The organism is Bacteroides sp. 14(A) (genome assembly GCF_000526555.1).
GTDB lineage: Bacteria > Bacteroidota > Bacteroidia > Bacteroidales > Bacteroidaceae > Bacteroides > Bacteroides cellulosilyticus.
On the sequence record NZ_JAGH01000001.1, the window covers coordinates 746,503 to 764,925 of the forward strand.

Below are 18,423 nucleotides of genomic sequence, written 5' to 3' on the forward strand. Positions count from 1 at the left end.
CTCTCAATTCTCAACTTTCAACTAAAATGAAAAGTCTTTCCCCTTTTACCCTCATCGTCACCTTTGTCTGTCTGGCACTGGTGGGTTTGGCCTTGGTTCCGATGCTTCCGGTCAAGCTGAATCCGTCGCGCACATTGCCGGGCTTTACGGTGCGCTTTAGCATGCCGGGCACTTCGTCGCGGGTGGTAGAGATGGAGGCGACAAGCAAACTGGAGTCCATGCTGGCCCGCATCAAAGGGGTAAAGGGAATGTACTCTACTTCAAGCAATGGCTACGGTTCCATTACGGTAGATCTGGATAAACACGCTGATGTGGATGCGGTACGTTTTGAGGCTTCTACTATTATCCGGCAGACATGGTCGCAACTGCCTTCCGGAGTCAGTTATCCGTATATTGACATGAAGGTGCCCGATGCGAATACAGCCCGTCCGTTCTTATCGTTCACACTGAATGCACCGTCCACGCCTATACTGATACAGCAGTATGCAGAAGAACATATCAAGCCGCGTCTGGCTAAGTTGCAAGGCATTTATAAGATAGATTTAAGTGGTGCTACCCCGATGGAATGGCGGTTGGAATACGACAGTGAACAATTGCGGACGCTGGGAATCAGCATTTCTGATATTCAACGGGCCATCCAGTTACATTATAATAAAGAGTTTCTGGGAACGCACAACATGGATACGGCCGGTGGTAAGCAGTGGATACGTCTGGTCTTGATACCGGATGGAGTCAGCGGGCAATTTATTCCTTCGGACATCACGGTGACTGCTTCGGACGGCAAGATTATCCGCTTGGACGAGTTGGTAACTGTAGCGCGTATGGAAGAAGCTCCCCAAAGCTATTACCGTATCAATGGTCTGAATTCCATTTATATGTCTGTCACGGCCGTAGAGACTGCTAACCAATTGCAACTGAGCAATGAAGTGATGCGGGAAATGGAAGCAATACGTCTGACTTTGCCGCCCGGCTACGAGGTGCATACCAGCTATGATGCCACGGAGTATATTCGCGAGGAACTGAATAAAATTTATTTCCGTACGGGGCTGACAGTACTGATCCTGCTGGTATTCGTCTGGATTATTACGTTGAATCTGAAGTATCTGTTGCTGATCGTTACCAGCCTGGCTATCAACATTTCCGTGGCGGTTATTTTCTATTATCTTTTCGGGCTGGAGATGCAACTGTATTCATTGGCAGGGATTACTGTGTCCTTGAATCTTGTGATAGACAGTACCATTGTGATGACGGACCACATTTTGCACAGGCGTAATCTGAAAGCTTTTATGTCCGTACTGGCGGCTACCTTGACCACAATGGGGGCTTTGGTTATTATCTTCTTTCTGGATGAGAAAATCCGCCTGAACCTGCAAGACTTCGCAGCTGTGGTGATTATTAATCTGGCGGTATCTCTTTTCGTGGCTCTCTTTTTTGTTCCGGCCATGATTGATAGAATAAAGCTTGTCAAGAGGCAGAGCGTGAAACGCTGGGTGCGGAGTCATATACGTATTCGCAGGCTGACTGTTTACTTCACGCATTTCTATCAGTTGCTCATCCGCTTTCTTCTGCGCTGGAGGGTGGCGGTGTGCATTTTGCTCCTGCTTGGTTTCGGGTTGCCCGTTTTCCTTCTTCCTGAGAAGTTGGAGGGTGAAGGCAAATGGATAGAACGGTATAACAAGACGTTGGGCTCTTCTACTTATAAAGAGAAAGTGAAACCTGTGGTGGATAAGGCTTTAGGTGGTAGTCTTCGTTTGTTTGTGCAGAAAGTGTACGAAGGCAGTTATTTTAGTCGCAATGAAGAAGTGGTGCTCTATGCGAATGCGAACTTACCGAATGGAAGTACGCTGGAACAGATGAATACGCTGGTGAAACGTGTGGAAACTTATCTTAGCGGCTTCAAGGAGATTAAGCAGTTTCATGCTTCTGTCTATAATGCACGCAGGGCCAATCTTCAGATTTATTTCAAGAAAGAGTATCAGCATAGCGGTTTCCCTTATACGTTAAAGGCGAATCTGATTGGTAAAGTATCTGAGTTAGGAGGTGGTAGCTGGGATGTATATGGCTTGCAAGATCAAGGCTTCAGTAATGATGTTCGTGAGAGCGCAGGTTCTTATCGCATCAAGATGTATGGCTACAATTATGACGAGCTCTATGCATGGGCCGAAAAGCTGAAGGAGGTATTGCTTTCGCACCGTCGCATCAAGGAAGTGTTTATCAAGTCGGAATTTTCCTGGTGGAAAGACGATTATCAAGAGTTTTACTTCAATCTGAATAAGGAGCGTATGGCTCAGGAGGGGATTAATGCCCAGCATTTGTTCTCCGCTATCCAGCCGATATTCGGCAAGAATATGCAGGTGGGTTCGGTGGTGACGGAAAGCGGTACGGAAAGTATTCGACTTTCTTCCCGACAGTCTCACGACTATGATGTATGGGCTATGCAGTTTTTTCCTTACGGGGTGGATGGCGGAAAGCATTATAAACTTTCCGAATTGGCTACGGTAGAGAAGGGGCAGATGCCGCAACAGATAGCCAAAGAGAATCAGCAATATCGTCTTTGTCTGCAATATGAGTATATCGGCTCGTACGAGCAAGGCAATAAAATACAGAAGCGGGATTTGGAAGAGTTTAATAAATTGCTTCCGATGGGGTATACTGCTGAATCGGATAGCCAATCGTGGTCATGGGGTAAGAAAGATAACAAGCAATACCTGTTGTTGCTGGTTGTGATTGCCATTATCTTCTTTACAACGAGTATTCTGTTTAATTCTCTGAAACAGCCTTTGGCTATTATCTTTGTTATTCCGGTATCTTATATAGGAGTGTTCCTTACATTCTATTGGTTCCGCTTGAATTTCGACCAGGGAGGCTTTGCTTCGTTTGTGCTGCTTTGTGGTATTACGGTAAATGCCAGCATCTATATTCTGAATGAGTATAACAGTATCCGTAGCCGCTTTCCCCGGCTTTCTATGCTCCGGGCATATACAAAGGCGTGGAATGCAAAGATACTGCCTATTTTTCTTACGGTAGTTTCCACCATTCTGGGTTTTATCCCGTTTATGGTGGGGACGGATAAGGAAGCTTTCTGGTTTCCGTTGGCTGCGGGTACTATTGGCGGATTGGTGATGTCTATTATCGGTATTTTCTTCTTCCTGCCGGTATTTAGTTTGAAGAGGAAAGAGGTTTGCAAATACTCTAAAAGACGTGTCGCACTTAAAAGTTGAATTCAGCTTTAGCCTTAATATTTATTTTTTGTGAAATCATCCTGCACCGTACTCTTTTAGTAATGCTTAAAAAATAACTTGGTACATAAGCAAGTGCAGCGAGTCGGCTTATAAATGATAATTTACCAGCGTAGCGCTGGAGCAAGGTTCTCCTTCGGCGTGCAAGTAATCTTTCAGACACGGATGACACGGATGACGCGGATTCTTTTTTCCTTCGGTGTGATATGCCGGTATGTATAGCGCAGCTTTAAAAATCCGCGTCATCCGTGTCATCCGCGTCTAAAAGATTAAAGTCCGCGTTCGTCCGCCTTATCCGCGTAGTCCGCGTACCCATTCCCTCGCCGCTAAATTATCATTTATGTACCAAGTTATTTTTAAAACCTTGCTTAGTACTATAAAGGAAGAAAAAGTTTCCTGCGGAGGAACTATTAGTTTCAAGGGATGAAACCGTCAGTTTCTCGGTGTGAAACTACTGGTTTCAAGTAATGAAACTGTCAGTTTCACGCCGGGAAACTAATTGCCGCCTATTGCACTTTAAAGATAATAAGGCGGGCTATCATTTCTTAATCTATTTATAAGCTGTCTGATATCGGGTTGTGCTTTTGAGTTTCTTTCCGGGAACATCGTGCAGCTTCGGACGGGTTGGACGTATATTATAGGTATTCATCCACTTTTCAAGGACATCACGAAGTTTTTGTAGTTCCTGGCTATAGGCATTTTCCATGATCAGGTTTCTCATTTCTCCTCTGTCATTCTGCATATCAAACAGTTGCTCACGATATTTTCCTTTATCATAAAGCACATATTTGTAGCGCTCAGTGCGTACTACCCAGCCTCTTGTCTTGCTGCCGTCAAACCGTGTTTCGGTGATGATGTATTCCTGATGCAAGGCCTGTGGATTACCTTCTTCCACAACTTTCCGGAAAGACTTTCCGGCTGCCCCTTCCGGCATCTTGGCACCTGCCCAGTCGCATACGGAAGCGAAGAAATCTATACCGTTGCTGATAAGTTGAGGCAATACTTTGCCTGCATTCTTCTTGCCGGGCAGGGTTACGATAAGAGGAATGTTGATAACTTCTTCATATAAAGCAGATTTCTGGTTCCAATGGTGAGCTCCTATACCATCTCCGTGGTCACTGGAGAAGATCACTACTGTATTCTTCCAAAGATCGTTCTTATCAATAGCATCAATAATTTTTCCGATCTCCTTATCTACTTTTTCTACCAAACGATAATAGGTATAACGGTACATACGCCAGTCTTCGGGAGTAAAACCGGCAGTCGGATATACATTATAGTTGTTTGCCCTTTCGCTTTCAATGACATCGGCATCGTAAGGATTCTTGGCGAAATTGGCAGGTACTCCCGGGCAGTCCCGTATATCAGGCGTATCGATATTCCCATAAGGGAAGTTTTGGCTCCGTGCGTATTCGCAGATATTGTGTGGATTGTCATAAGAAGCTACCAGGAAAAAAGGCTTTTTATGTTTGCGTGAGAGGTATTCGGCGCAAGCTTCCGCCAGTCCGTCGTCACTATGTTTGTAAATGTTGTCGAAGCCGTATTCTTTGTCGGGGACATCAAGAAGAGGAAGATGCCATTTACCGCCATAAGCACAATCATATCCGGCATTCTTTATCAAGGTGCCTAATGTCTGTGTCCTGAGCGAGTCGGGTATCGGTGAACCATTGACTGACAGTCCTACTGCATCCGGATAATGCCCCGTAAACATGGCTCCACGTGAAGGACCGCTGAGCGGAGCGGTGCAATAAGCATTATTGAACATTACACCGGCGGCTGCCAATCGGTCGAGATTGGGAGTGTGCAGGTCCGGATTTCCGGCACAACTCATGGCGCTGGCTGTCTGTTGATCCGTGAATATATAGATGATATTAGGACGTTCGGCCGCAGAAGCCGCAGAAGAGCATAGCAAAGAAAAAAATGCCAGATGCTTCATTGGAATTTGTTTTACCATATTAGTAACTTTCATGATTTAATATTCGGTTTTATATTTCAGGTTTCGGTAAGGAATCAACCAGTCTTTTCTCTATTCTCTTTCCGCCTACCTGATCGACGATAGTCGTAGCACCCTTATTCGAATTATAGTTGAAGTCCAGTGAAGCACCGTTCTGCGTATTCTCTATGTGCAGGAACGCTTTGCCTTCACTATCCAGATTACATTCAATAACCCATCCTTCTACTGTAATGCGATTTCCCTGATGATTTATCACGGCATCGGCGCGGTTGTTTCCATGTACATCGATTATATTGAGAAAAAACACTTTATTGCAAGGAGTTGTCGTTGCCGTAAAATGATAATGATTAGCAAGAGCCTTGCCAAGACGCTTTTTCCAGTCAAGGGCGGCTACAAAGAATGTATCCGTTTGTGCATAAGTCATCTCCTGTGAAGAATATAAATGAGCTATCGATATTCCATCCGCTTTATTCTTACCCAGGATGCGCAATCCTCCTTCTTCCTTACCCACCTCCATAGGCAGTTCCACCGTATGTAGCAGATAGTTCCATTCTACCGGTTCTTTACCGGCCAGTTCATCGTAAACAACAAACAAACCCGAGCGTCCGAGCTGAACGATATGTCTTCGGAAGAATTCCAGCTTATTTTCATCCCAACCTTTCTCCGGTGTAAATTGAGTACCGGATAAACGTCCGCGTTCCAGCCACAACGGAGAGACTACTTTCCCATAGGCGTTGGAGGCATCGCCTACAACGTAAGAGATTTCTTCACCTTCATAGTAGCGGGGAATCCAACCATAGCCTTCTGTCCCTATCTTCTGACCCATACCGTTTACTAATATGGAGTTATGGGCACGGGTATTCCGGTAGGCATACATACAATGATCATCTGTAAATCCTGTACGATGCCCGCTGCTATAAAAGATAGCCTTACCCCCAAAGAAGGTGTTGAAAGCATTTTGATTGGCCAAGGCATGGGATGTGGAACCATAAGGGCTGCTTCGGAAAGAAAGCATGGCATTGTTGGCATGATGCCCTATATCGGTATTCATCAGGGCAGTACCTGCTTGTTTGAAGACTTTGGCTTCCGGTAGTTCCGACAGATGTTTGCTATAAGCAGGCCTTTCCTTCGGGGTTGTGCAGCGATACCAAGTCAAATCTGCCGGTTTGGCTTCGAAAGCCTTCGACAGGATGTCAGGGTCTTCCTGCATAATTTCGTGTACATAAGCAGCTGCCCACGGATTGTTACATTCGCGTGCCAGGGCATCGGCATATCCTACGCGCCCTCCGTTCGGGCTGCGTTGTCCTTCATGTGAGTTGCCATGACCTCCGGATTTGGAGAAGGGAGGTTGCTGATAGATAACATATAAGGCATTGTTGTTATACCACGGATCTGCAAAGAAGTTGAAGCCGGATATGCGTGAGAAAAAGGCCGGCACTTCTATCAAGGTACGTATATTTACATGGAAATAGGCATCTCCATTGTGCCAGCCACCATCCTTATGCAGGCCCGGAAGGCGTGAAATCCATTCATTATAACAGTAATCTGTCCATACGGACGCTTCCGGTATTTCACCGACCGTAGCGAATGCCGCCATCGTCAGGATACGGAAAGTCATCTGCCACACATGGTTGTCTGCAATACGGTTCTCCAGGTGGTTCACGTATTCATTATAGAACTTGTCTCCAATTCTGCGGATGTTATCCAACAGCAGTTGTTTCTCTTCCGGTGACAGTAAATTGTAAAATCCGTCATACGCGGATGTACTCATCGATAATAGGGTGGACAGGTTAAAGTCGCCTGCAAAGTATTTGCTTTTTTGCCAGGAAAGAATTTCACTCAGGCGGTTAATGCCTTCCCGATAATACTTCTCGTCTTTTGTCAGCAAATAAGCACGGACCAATGCTTCCACGTTGGCCTCTTCTCTGTCTACAATCTTACGGCTCTCGCGGATGAGGGCTGATTTACGTTGCACAATGTTGGTCAACGTAACTACATTCGTTGTATCTATCTCTTCCTGAAGATGCTTCAACGGACGGGAAATGCATTGGGAAGCCTTGTCCATATAAGCCCGGGCTTCCGGATTATTTTTATTTTTCGCTATAATCTTTTCCCAGTCAGCTGCATCCAGCAACACACGCGGGTGATGGGAAGGATATTCTGCCAGGACTTTTTCCAAAGTCGGCGGATTGAATTCCGGTGTATCTTTATCTATATAGAATTGGTAAACCGGCGACCATTCTTCGGTACCTTCGGGGGTAACATAAGCATGTTGCCAATACCATTTCCCTTGTGCCAGGCACTGGAAAGGATTGAAGAAAGCCCAGGCACGTTCACCGGTAAGGACATCTTTCCGGAAATTCTTGTCTTGGGAGATACGAATCCGATAAACTACTTTTGGCTTTTCATCTACTTGTCCCGGAACTCCATCCAGCACCGGACCTAAATGAGGGAATTTGTCCGGCCACATGAAACGCGGTGGATTCACCTTGACGTATGTGCCATCGGCAGGAGAGGGAGTTGCGCGGACTTCATGCATCAATGTTTCTTCGGAAACCTTTATCACGGCAGGTTGCTCGGAACTGCCACATGCCATTAACAGGCAGAGGGCCGATAAGCCCAATACTATCTTTTTCATCTCAGAATCTTATTTTTGTTTTTTGAAGGTAACCAGCTCTTTCAAGCTAACTGTCTTATTATTAACCAAAGGGTGTGCCCAGAAGCCGATAAACGTAATGTATCCCATGAAAATCAGAATAAGCAACATTCCCGTTCGCAACGAAGTGGCGTCGGATATCAGGCTGACGAGCAGCGGGCCACCTGCACCTCCCACTATTCCGGAACAAAGGATGCCTGCAAAAGAACCGTGATTCTGGGTTACTGTATTCAGGGCAAGTGAAAATACTATGGAGTACATCATGGAGATACAAAAGCCTATTGCAGGAAAAGCCCACACCGCTATTTCCGCAGAGCCGAATAATGCAATTAACAGCAAACTCATGGAAAGTATGCCCGATATTTGCAGCAAACGCTTACTGTCTATCAACTTCAGCAGGAACATGCCAAACAAACATCCGATAGTCATTGAACCCCAGAAATAACTGATGCTTTGCGCACCCACGGTCTTCGGATCAATACCATGATACTGCTCCAGAAAAGTACTCATAAAAATAGAAACTCCCTGTTCCGTACTGACATAACAAAAGATTCCCAGGAAGAAAAGCCATACGTATCTTTGACGGAACAATTTCTTGTAGGAAGCCGAAGAACCGCTGCGTTCATCATCTTTCAGTTCAATGCGCGGGAAGTGGACCAATGACACAATGAGCAGCATAATCAGCAATAACACTGTGAATACCCAATAAAGGGAAACCCAGGGAAGAGTGACCGGAGTGATGTCCGCCAAAATATCAAGCAGGAAATTCTTTCCCGGCTGATAGACTCCCGGTGCCAGCGCATGTATTAACCAAGTATAAACCAAAGGACTGATAAACGATGCTACTCCAAACACAAACTGTGCCAATTCGGCTATGAATGCGTAGTTCTCTTCTCCACCGACAACACGCTGCAAAGGGTTAATTACGGTCTGCAACATGGCCATTCCCAAGCCGATAATAAAGGAAGACACCAGTAATATCAAATAGAATGGGAAACATGCAAACAAGACGGTTCCGATAAATGGCATAAGGAAACCGGTAAACAGCACTGGCTTTTCTCCATATTTATCTATCAATATGCCTGCCGGTATCGACATGATGGCATAAGCCAGGAAGAAGGAAGTCGGGATAAATCCCGCCATTGCCAGATCCTTCAGTTCAAAGTTATGGATAATGTCAGGAATTAACGGTCCGAGGATGTTTGTAATGAATGAAATGGTAAACCAGAACATCATGATCAATGCCAGCATACCCCATTTCTTGTTATTTTTCATAATAATTCGTTTGTTTATAGAATTAGTGATGCTGCACCGATAAGACCGGCTTTATTGCCCAATTCGGCTACTACAATCTTGGTATTCAGGGCACAGTCTGCTATTACGTGCTTTTTGATTACCGCCCTTATTTTCTCTAAATAGAAACTGCCGGATTCTGCAACACCTCCTCCTATCACAATCCGTTGGGGACTGAAGATATTGACAAAGCCGGCAATTCCTCTGCCCAAATAGTAAAAGTGTTCGTTCATGCACTCGACAGCGAGCGGGAAATTTTCATGATACAGGCGAACAATCAATTCCCCGTTTATCTCCGTATCAAAACTTAAATTCTGCTCTTTCGCCAATGCACTAAAGCGTCTTGTCAAGGCGGCAGTCGAAGCATAATGTTCCAGGCAGCCGATTGCCCCGCAAGCACAATGTTCACCGTTGGCAATCAACGGTACATGCCCCAACTCCGTACCCCGGTTAGCATATCCATTGAATAATTTACCATCAATGATGACAGCTCCGCCGATACCGGTTCCTACAGTCAGAAACACCACATGAGTGCAACCTCTTCCTGCACCATATTTTGTTTCTCCCAGTCCCATCAGATTGGCATCATTTCCAACAACTACCGGTAAACTCATCTGTTTCTCCATAAGAGAGGCTACATCTATGTTTTCCCAGCCGACAATATTTTCCGCACCTCCCAGTACGATACGATTTGTTTCATCTACAATTCCCGGTGTACCGAGCCCTATGCCCAGTACGGTCCAGTTCTGTTTTGCGGCTTCATCTTTCAACAAGGTGGCAGCCTTTATCAGCTGTTCCATCACTTTTGCAGCTGAGACAGAAGCAAAAGAGGGTAATTTTCCCTCAAAGAAAGAATTACCCGCTTTATCTACCAAAGCATATTTTATAGATGTACCACCTAAATCAATGCCAATTGCGTATTCCATAATTTATTACATCAAATAAGGAAACATTATGTTCTTTCCACCCATATAGGAGAGCTCCATGCCCATTGCTGGTCACGCTGGCGAACTCTGATATAGTAATAATCCGTATCTCTTTCGGGTTCAGTGTCTTCCATATAATGTTCAACCATAAAGCAACTTTCCGGCATTGCACGGTTGAATAGGATAGCCTCACTAAGCCATCCGATCATGAAATGGGAGCGGGAACCTTCCAGAAGTTCGCCCAGTGAATGTTCAAACTTCTTGCCGTTGAACTCTGCCGTAATCATACCGTCTTTAGGCATAGTGACATCCAGAATGACGGCCTGCATGGCGGGAGTGGTGGTATTCGGATTCTTGGAACTGTACATGTCCAACTCCGTATCCTTGTCCGTAACAGACACAATACGGTTCACCTTTGTCTCAAACTCGGGTTCTCCCGGTTGCGGAGAAGTGAAGGCAGCGCCACGGAAGCAAGGTTCCACAGCATTGATAGTTCCTTTGCTGATAGATAGTTTACCTTGCCAATGTACATACTGCTCTTCACGGTTCCATCCAAAATCAATCTTTACCTTACAACGTACCATGTCTCCTTCCGGCATTTCGGGCAACAACGGACCACTTAAACGGGCTATGCATTTCCGATTCTTGACAATGTCTATGTAATCGATGCAACTGCCGCCTTCCACATTCAAATAAATACGGCGACTGTTACCCCGTACCACATCGCCCGGAAAAGCGTCGTTCAGACGAAAATCTATATTGATCTTATCACCGGTAGCGCAACAAACGTGACGGTTTTTCATTGCATCCCAGATCTTATCACGGGTCAATGACTCTGCCAGTACACCTATACGCCCATCGCCATAACTGCCCGGATATCCGGCGTGCTGATCTGTAGAGCCCATAATACCGAATTTCTTGCCTTGCTCCAATCCACACTGAATTGTACCTTCCCATTGGCGAGGTCCCATATCGTGCAGATAATTATAATCACCCTGATCGCTCTCAGCCAATCCGTGGCGGGAATACATCTCTACGAACGGAGTCTGGTCTCCTTCCGTAAAGAAGTTCCAGTTATATCCGCGATAGCCCGTCTGGTAACCCATGTGATGCGGAGTTATAAATACTTTATGTCCGCGGGCTTTTTGTTTCCAGTCTTCAATGGAGGTACATTCCACCAACGGCGCATCCAGGTCATAGTTCAGGGCCACATGATCTCCATGTTCCATGCTGTGTGCCTCATAACCTACAAAGGCAAGAAATTCTCCTTCCTTATTGTATTCATTGGTCATGGCTACGTATTTCTCATAGCCTCCCTCGCGCAAACGCTTGAAAGCACCGGTATGATAATCAATCACCCACTTCAGGCGAGGATCATCTGCCCCGGGTATGTCAGGCCACATGGCATGTGGAGTGACAGATACAAAATCCAATTGCCCCTTGGCGGCTTCGAACGCAGAACGCATGTCGCCATGACCGTAGGTTATGTTACAGTGGTTATGCAAGTCTCCCCAGAAATATTTCAGATTACTGGCAGAGGGCATAATTTTTTTTCCTGCGGCAGTTCCGCGTTGGCATGCGGACAATAAGCTACCGGAAACTGCTAATCCGAGGAAGGACCAGCTTGTATTTTTTAAAAAACTTCTTCTATTCATGGTATTCATTTAGATTATCTATTTTTCATCAATCGTCTGTCACCTTTGAACAGCTCATTTACCTTTTCATCCGGATCATCATCCTTATACTGCTTTTGGGTTTCTTTCAGCAGTGACATCAGTTCTGTCCGCTTGTCGGCATACTCTGGTTTGTCAAACACATTATTCAATTCATTCGGATCATTCTTCAAATCGTACATTTCCCATTCGTCCACATCATTATAGAAGTGAATCAGTTTAAAATCAGTTGTACGAATACCATAATGTCTTTTAACCGAATGTTCCGCCGGATACTCATAATAGTGGTAATAGGCGGCTTTTCTCCAGTCTGCCGGTACTTTTCCCTCATTATCCAAAATCGGTTTGAGCGACCGGCCTTGAATATCGGCGGGTATGTCTACTCCGGCAAAATCCAGCAAAGTGGGAGCAAAATCCACATTCATGGCAATGGCATTCGAAACACTTCCGCTCTTGATAGCCTTCGGGTAGCGGATGACCAGTGGCATACGCTGACATTCCTCATACATGAAGCGTTTATCGAACCAACCATGTTCGCCCAGGAAGAAACCCTGATCCGAAGTGTAGATAATGATTGTATTGTCCAACTCACCGATTTTTTCCAGATAACTGAGTAACCGCCCTATATTTTCATCCACAGCAACAATTGTAGCCAGGTAATCCCGCATATATTGCTGATACTTCCAGCTGATCAACTCTTTACCTTCCAGTTTACCACTGCGATACTCGGCAATGCGCTGGGCATATACTGAATCCCATTTATTCTGCACATCAGCCGGCATACGTTTGTAGACCTGATAGAGGCGATTGGTCGTGTCTTTCAACATTTCTTCACGAGTCAGCAGTTTCAGGTCCCAATCATTGGTCAATGTATGTTCAATAGACATATCCTGTTCCCTGGCAGCGGAACCTCTTCCTTCATACGTATCGAAGAGTGTGGCCGGTTCAGGAAAAACGGTATTATTGAACATACCCAAGTGGCGGGGGGCAGGCATCCAGTTACGATGCGGAGCTTTCTGATGGTACATCATGCAGAAAGGCTTACTTTTATCTCTGTGTTCCAGATACTCGATGGCCTTATCCGTGATAATATCGGTAGCATAGCCCTGTTCTACAATCTGCTTTCCGTTCTCATTGAAATCGGGATTATAATAATCCCCTTGTTCATGTTGTCCGGTCAAGATGCACCAATAATCAAATCCCTGAGGTTCAGTAATCAGATGCCATTTACCGATAATCGAAGTTTGGTAGCCTGCCGACTGTAATAATTTGGGAAAGGTCTGTTGGTTGCCGTCGAAAGTACTGGCATTATCAGTGAATCCATTGATGTGGCTGAATTTGCCCGTCAAGATACAAGCTCTTGACGGACCGGATAAAGCATTGACCGCATAGCAATTGTCCATACGAATACCTTCATTGGCAATCCGATCCATATTGGGAGTTTGCAAGAGGCGTCCACCGTAGCATGACATAGCCTGCGTAGTATGGTCGTCTGTCATCATAAAGATAATGTTCGGACGTTTCACCTCCTCTTTGGCCTTATTGGAGCTGCAAGCGGAGACTCCGATGGCAGTGAGAGGCAAAAATAAGTATGATAAGCGATTCATAATAAAAGTCTTCTTATAGTTTATACTCCAATTGACGTTTCTTTCCATCAACAGATATTTCTATCTTCACTCCATTCTCATCAAACTTCTTATTCAGGAATTTAGCCTTGAATGCAGGAAAAGAAGCGGTATTTTTCGAAGGATAGATAATGGTTATGTAGCGTACAGCTTCCGAATCCTTTTTGTCCACATCAAAAGAAACCGAAGTGCGGGGTACACGTACGCGATAAGCAGTTGAACGCCATCCTTCTTTTTCTCTTATCGAAGCTTTCTTTTCGGCAAAGCATTGTAGCTTCATATTGCTTGGCCCGTCATAAGCGGTGGTCAGAATATGGTTCTTTCCATCCACATTTACAGTACCTTCACATAAATGATAGTTCAGATTCACTGTTCCTTTTGCATCTCCCACAGCCTCATCGACAATGACAAAATAAGATTGGTCTACAAAGAAGACAGAACGTCTGTGCTTCAAACCCTCATAATGAGGATTCTCTGTCACCAGGATTTGTTCATTACCTTCGGGTTGCCAAAGTTTAGTAACGGATTGTGTGGTCTGCAAGTTTTTCTCATCCAGTGTCAGGGTATTATGTGAACTTGTCCGGCGGAACCAGTTGCGAAGTTTCATCACTTCATCATCACCGGCATAGACGTATGAACCGCTATCCGGAAAGAGATTCCGACCATTGAACCAAAGCTCAAAAGTTCCGTTATCCGGTTGACAGTGCCACTCACCTTTGGGACCGGCCTTTACCACCATTACAGTAGCATCTTGTTTCCAGCCATTTCTGAAAGTAAAGAAACCGGAAGTCAGGGCTCCGTGAGAAAGGTTGGGTAGGGGGGAACCTTCACGACCTTCAGTAGCATAATAACGAATCCAGTCGCAATCCGGAAACAGTTTGAGCCAGTCTTGATAATTGCGGACTTCTGCCGGGCGGTCTCCCAGTTTCGCATCACTGAAACAAGGATTACTGTAATCCGGGAAACAGATATTAGAGTAGAACTCAATCATATTTTTCACAGTATTCACGTATTCGGCAGGAAATTCCTGACGGAAACCATTGACGTCTGCCATACGCAGGGCCTTGCAGAAGATATTGATTGCCGCCAAATGATAGTGCGGGTCCAGTTCATATTGACCGCCGTCCGGGTAAACCTGTTTTTTTATTTCACGGTTCAAAATGCTTATCCCACTCTCTCTCCATCCGGTTGCCTCTTTAAATTCAGGGAAAAATGCGCCTGCATACACCATACGCTGTGCTTCGAACAACAGATGGTTGCCTTGATCGGAGTAATTGCCCAGAATGTGTAAGGCATGCCGATGGTAATTAATGAGGAACTCGGTCAGGAACTCCGGAGTAAAAGCCTGTGAGGGAATAAACAGTAGAAATTGCAGTGTCTGATCCTGCAAACGGTTACTCACTTCCAGCGGACGCCATGCAAAGCGTACATTCTCAGCATTTCCTTTTACTTCACCTGCACTAACAAGTTCGTATTCTTCTTTCTCTACGGTTGTCAGAGGATTCTTCTTAATCCAGTCCATATATTGGTATGCCCATTCTTTGGCATATTTCTCATCCCCTGAGATTCTATATGCTTTTCCCATCGGGGTGAACCATTTATGGCGATGCAACTGCCAGCGCAACTCATTGTCCTGTACCGGCCAATATTGCCAGTTGATGTCTTTACCGTAATTATAGGAAGGCTGATATCCTTTGTGCACAAAAAATGTATGTTCCAGGGCATCATCCGCCCATTTTTGTTCTTCCTTTGATATCTTGATATTCTTCAGATTAATATCAGGATGTCCTATGCCGGTGCGTTGGCGGTAATAGTCCAATAAAGCCTGAGCCGCTTTATCCCATTGTTGTTGGGCGCATGCGGCCTTTACTTTCTCCAAACCCGGATAATCCAGGTTCAGTAAATCAAAAGCTTCCTTCCGCAATTGTTGCGCTTCCGCACTTATGGCGACCAGCAAAAGAGCCAGACATAAAAAATACTTTGCTATTTTCATGGTATATTAATTTCGTTTAAAGCGATTTATAATCGAGTCCTTTTACCTGCATATACCGGGCCAATGCTTCCAGGTAATAATAATCGGCATAATTGATAGGAGTATCAATTTCGGAGCCATTGGGCAACGAACCTGTAGAGTGCATCAGGATAAATCCCTGATTCGTACCAACCTTTGCCAAATAAGCATCGGAAGAAAGAGATTTTAGTAGCTTTTCTGCATAATCAAAATATACTTGTCCGTCTTCTACCAACGTGCTGAGTTCTATCAAAGCAGAAGCTGTAACAGAGGCGGCAGATGCATCACGGGGTGTTTCCGGGCTATCCGGTGCATCATAATCCCACAAGGGTATCGCATCTTCAGTCTTTACGCGAGTCATAATCAACGTTGCAATATCTTTGGCTTGCTGCAAGAAGGCTGTATCTTTGGATTCACGGTAGCAAGAGGTATATCCATATACTCCCCAGGCTTGTCCGCGTGCCCATGACGAATCGTCATTTTTTCCCTGATGGGTACATTTCATTTCTACGCTGCCATCATTATTGTAACTGACTACATGATAGGATGAATGATCTGTTCTGAAATGATTCTTCAATGTTGTCTCGGCATGTTTCAATGCGATTTCCTTATACTTGGAATCATTGGTAAGATGGCTTACGTAAAACAGCAGGTCCAGGTTCATCATGTTATCAATGATTACAGGGAAATTCCACTTCCCGAAATCCCAGGAACGAATAGAACCTATGGTCGGATCAAAACGGCTGCATAAGTTATCAGCTGTTTGCACCAATGCCTGACGAACGCTGTCGGCGGGAGCCAAGCGATATGCATTACCATAACTGCAATTCATCATAAATCCGATGTCGTGTGTGCCTTTATAGTCTTTTACGGGATACAAATAATTCGTGAATTTCACGGCATCGTTCTTTAAACCTTCAATACCGGTTAGTTGATACGCATACCACAAGTTTCCGGGGAAAAAACCACTTGTCCAATCATAGATGGAAGAGCAATAGCGACGGGTTCCTATGGCATCCTTCACTGGCTTAATCCGCAAAGAATCCTTAAAGGTTGCAGGATCTCTTTGCAATTGCCGACAGAGAAAATCCATATCATATCCCGTCCAGATGGAACGGGGTAATAAGACTGAATCACCTACATCGGCCACTGTTTCTTCCAATTGCTGTACAGAGGTGTCTATTGCATTTTTCAACCAGCCATACTCTGTATTAGGCTGACTGGATGAACAGCTGGAGAAACCTTGTAATGTAGCAACCGCACAACAAAATAATAAAAATCTTTTCATACAATACATTTTATAAGTAAAGCAGATGGAGAGAGTATGAAACAGATTCTCTCTCCATCACAATTGCCAATTTTATATTTCCCGGATTTATTCGTAACCCGGATTATTCTGGTTATTCAAAGCCGGATTAGCCTGTAATTCTCCCAGTGGTATCGGGAAAAGTTCATGCTGGCCTTTGACGAATTTATCACCGGCTACATACTTGCCTTTCAGTGTTTTGTCCATATTCCCTTGGAAGAACTTCAGTGCGTCGCCCAAGATACCCCAACGCAACAGGTCATATTTGCGCTGACCTTCGAAAGCTAACTCGAAACCACGTTCCCAATAAAGAGCTGTGCGGAACTTGCCGGCAGCGTCTCCATCCTGAATATATGGGAGATCATAAACTTGTGGAGCTTTCATCAGGCTGCTGTAGTTGGCATCGGTTATCGGAGTAGCTTTTGCGCGTTCACGTACCATATTCAGCAGTTTCCAGGCTTCCGGGGTGTTGCCTGTTTCATTATAAGCTTCGGCTGCCATCAATACAACGTCGGCGAAGCGAAGCGGACAATAGTTCACTCCTGTGTTGTTGGGATCTACAAAACCTCCGGGCATCCACTCTCTGCGCCATTTGCCGGGATACCAGTCAGTCAGTTTTGTGTTTTCAACCTTATCATGTTTGCCGGCATTTGCATTCCATTTGTACTGATAGGTACATACCATTACATCTCTGCGTTCATCGCCTTCTTCAAAGAAGTTTTTCCAGGCCGGCAGTACACGGAAGAAAGCATTGGCACGTCCCCATGCATCAGCAGGAGCATTTTTGCCCGGTGCCTCTACCGCTGGTCCGTTATAAGTAGCCCAAGTACCTGCATTGTCCTTGTAGCCGGCTCCTGTAGGATTGAAAGCAATTTCCCACAAACTCTCTTGGGAATTCAAGATGCCTTCTGAATAACCTCTGAATAACTGTTCAAAACCACCTGTATAAAAACCATGGTTGCCTTTGTTCTGGAAGGCGGTCCATTCGGCAATTACAGCGTTAAAGTATTCTTTTCTTTTAGTTTCGTCCGGGCGGGTCAATGTACCGTCTTGCTGCAAGCTGTACCCGGCACGTTGCAGATAAACACGCATCAGCAATGCATGGGCAGCACCTTGTGAAGGAACTTCCGGTGAAAGTGAAGCATTGTCTTTTTGCAGGTTCTCTTTAGCGAAATTCAGGTCAACTATAATCTGGTCATAGATTTCTTCACGACTTACACGACCTTTGAAAGCTTCTTCATATCCGGCAGTATAAGTGGTTTTGAACGGAACATCTCCCCAGTATTTAATTAAATCGAAAGCCAGAAATGCGCGGAGGAAACGTGCCTGAGCCACTAACTCCTTTAAATTGGAATCTTCTTCGTAACCTGTCATCTGCTCAATACCGGCAATGGAAAAATTAGCGCGGTCAATACCCAGGTATTTGTATTCCCATATGGATGCAATCCAAGTATTGGTCGGTTTCACCATGTAGTGGGCAATATCACGACGTGTGTTATCCGTACCTGTTCCTTGAATATAATAGGTATCGTCCGAAGCAGGCATCGCCATTTCATATTGTCCGTAATGCTTGTCTATAGCCAGACAATCGTAAATACCTACTACTGACATTTTTGCCTGGTCCATAGTTTCAAAATAAGTGTCCTTCTCGTAGTAAGAAGTAGGTTTTTCTGTCAGGTCGCAAGAGGTGAATCCTGCTGCAATCAGTGCGCTTAGCGCAATCACTTTATATTTTTTCAT

At 45.0% G+C, this 18,423-nt stretch carries 10 protein-coding genes; 1 reads left to right on the top strand and 9 read right to left on the bottom strand.

Annotation, left to right across the window (positions count from 1 at the left end):
* Positions 1-26: 26 nt before the first annotated feature.
* The gene (locus tag K429_RS0102635) at positions 27-3,221 is read left to right on the top strand and encodes an efflux RND transporter permease subunit (RefSeq protein WP_025725955.1); all 3,195 of its coding nucleotides are present in this window, start codon (positions 27-29) and stop codon (positions 3,219-3,221) included.
* A 568-nt stretch (positions 3,222-3,789) separates the two neighbouring features.
* On the opposite strand, the gene K429_RS0102640 is transcribed toward K429_RS0102635, so the two are convergent.
* The 9 genes from K429_RS0102640 to K429_RS0102680 all read right to left on the bottom strand — a co-directional run bounded on the left by K429_RS0102640 (position 3,790) and on the right by K429_RS0102680 (position 18,423).
* Entirely contained in the window at positions 3,790-5,208 is a 1,419-nt protein-coding gene (locus tag K429_RS0102640) for a sulfatase (RefSeq protein ID WP_007210154.1), read from the bottom strand.
* A gap of 16 nt (positions 5,209-5,224) precedes the next feature.
* Positions 5,225-7,831, bottom strand: a complete 2,607-nt coding sequence (locus K429_RS0102645; protein ID WP_007218849.1) for a DUF4962 domain-containing protein — start codon at positions 7,829-7,831, stop codon at positions 5,225-5,227.
* 9 nt (positions 7,832-7,840) lie between these two features.
* Positions 7,841-9,124, bottom strand: coding sequence for a sugar MFS transporter (locus K429_RS0102650; protein ID WP_025725956.1), 1,284 nt, complete (start codon positions 9,122-9,124; stop codon positions 7,841-7,843).
* A gap of 14 nt (positions 9,125-9,138) precedes the next feature.
* On the bottom strand, positions 9,139-10,068 hold the full coding sequence (locus K429_RS0102655) for an ROK family protein (RefSeq protein WP_025725957.1): 930 nt from the start codon (positions 10,066-10,068) through the stop codon (positions 9,139-9,141).
* A 26-nt stretch (positions 10,069-10,094) separates the two neighbouring features.
* Positions 10,095-11,723, bottom strand: coding sequence for a hypothetical protein (locus K429_RS0102660; RefSeq protein ID WP_025725958.1), 1,629 nt, complete (start codon positions 11,721-11,723; stop codon positions 10,095-10,097).
* Positions 11,724-11,737: 14 nt separating this feature from the next.
* Positions 11,738-13,348 carry a sulfatase gene (locus K429_RS0102665; RefSeq protein ID WP_025725959.1) on the bottom strand — a complete coding sequence of 537 codons (1,611 nt, stop codon included), beginning with the start codon at positions 13,346-13,348 and terminating at the stop codon, positions 11,738-11,740.
* Positions 13,349-13,361: 13 nt separating this feature from the next.
* Positions 13,362-15,359, bottom strand: coding sequence for a heparin-sulfate lyase HepC (gene hepC, locus K429_RS0102670; protein ID WP_025725960.1), 1,998 nt, complete (start codon positions 15,357-15,359; stop codon positions 13,362-13,364).
* Between the two features lie 16 nt (positions 15,360-15,375).
* Positions 15,376-16,665, bottom strand: a complete 1,290-nt coding sequence (locus K429_RS0102675; protein WP_025725961.1) for a DUF4995 domain-containing protein — start codon at positions 16,663-16,665, stop codon at positions 15,376-15,378.
* Positions 16,666-16,752: 87 nt separating this feature from the next.
* On the bottom strand, positions 16,753-18,423 hold the full coding sequence (locus tag K429_RS0102680; protein ID WP_025725962.1) for a RagB/SusD family nutrient uptake outer membrane protein: 1,671 nt from the start codon (positions 18,421-18,423) through the stop codon (positions 16,753-16,755).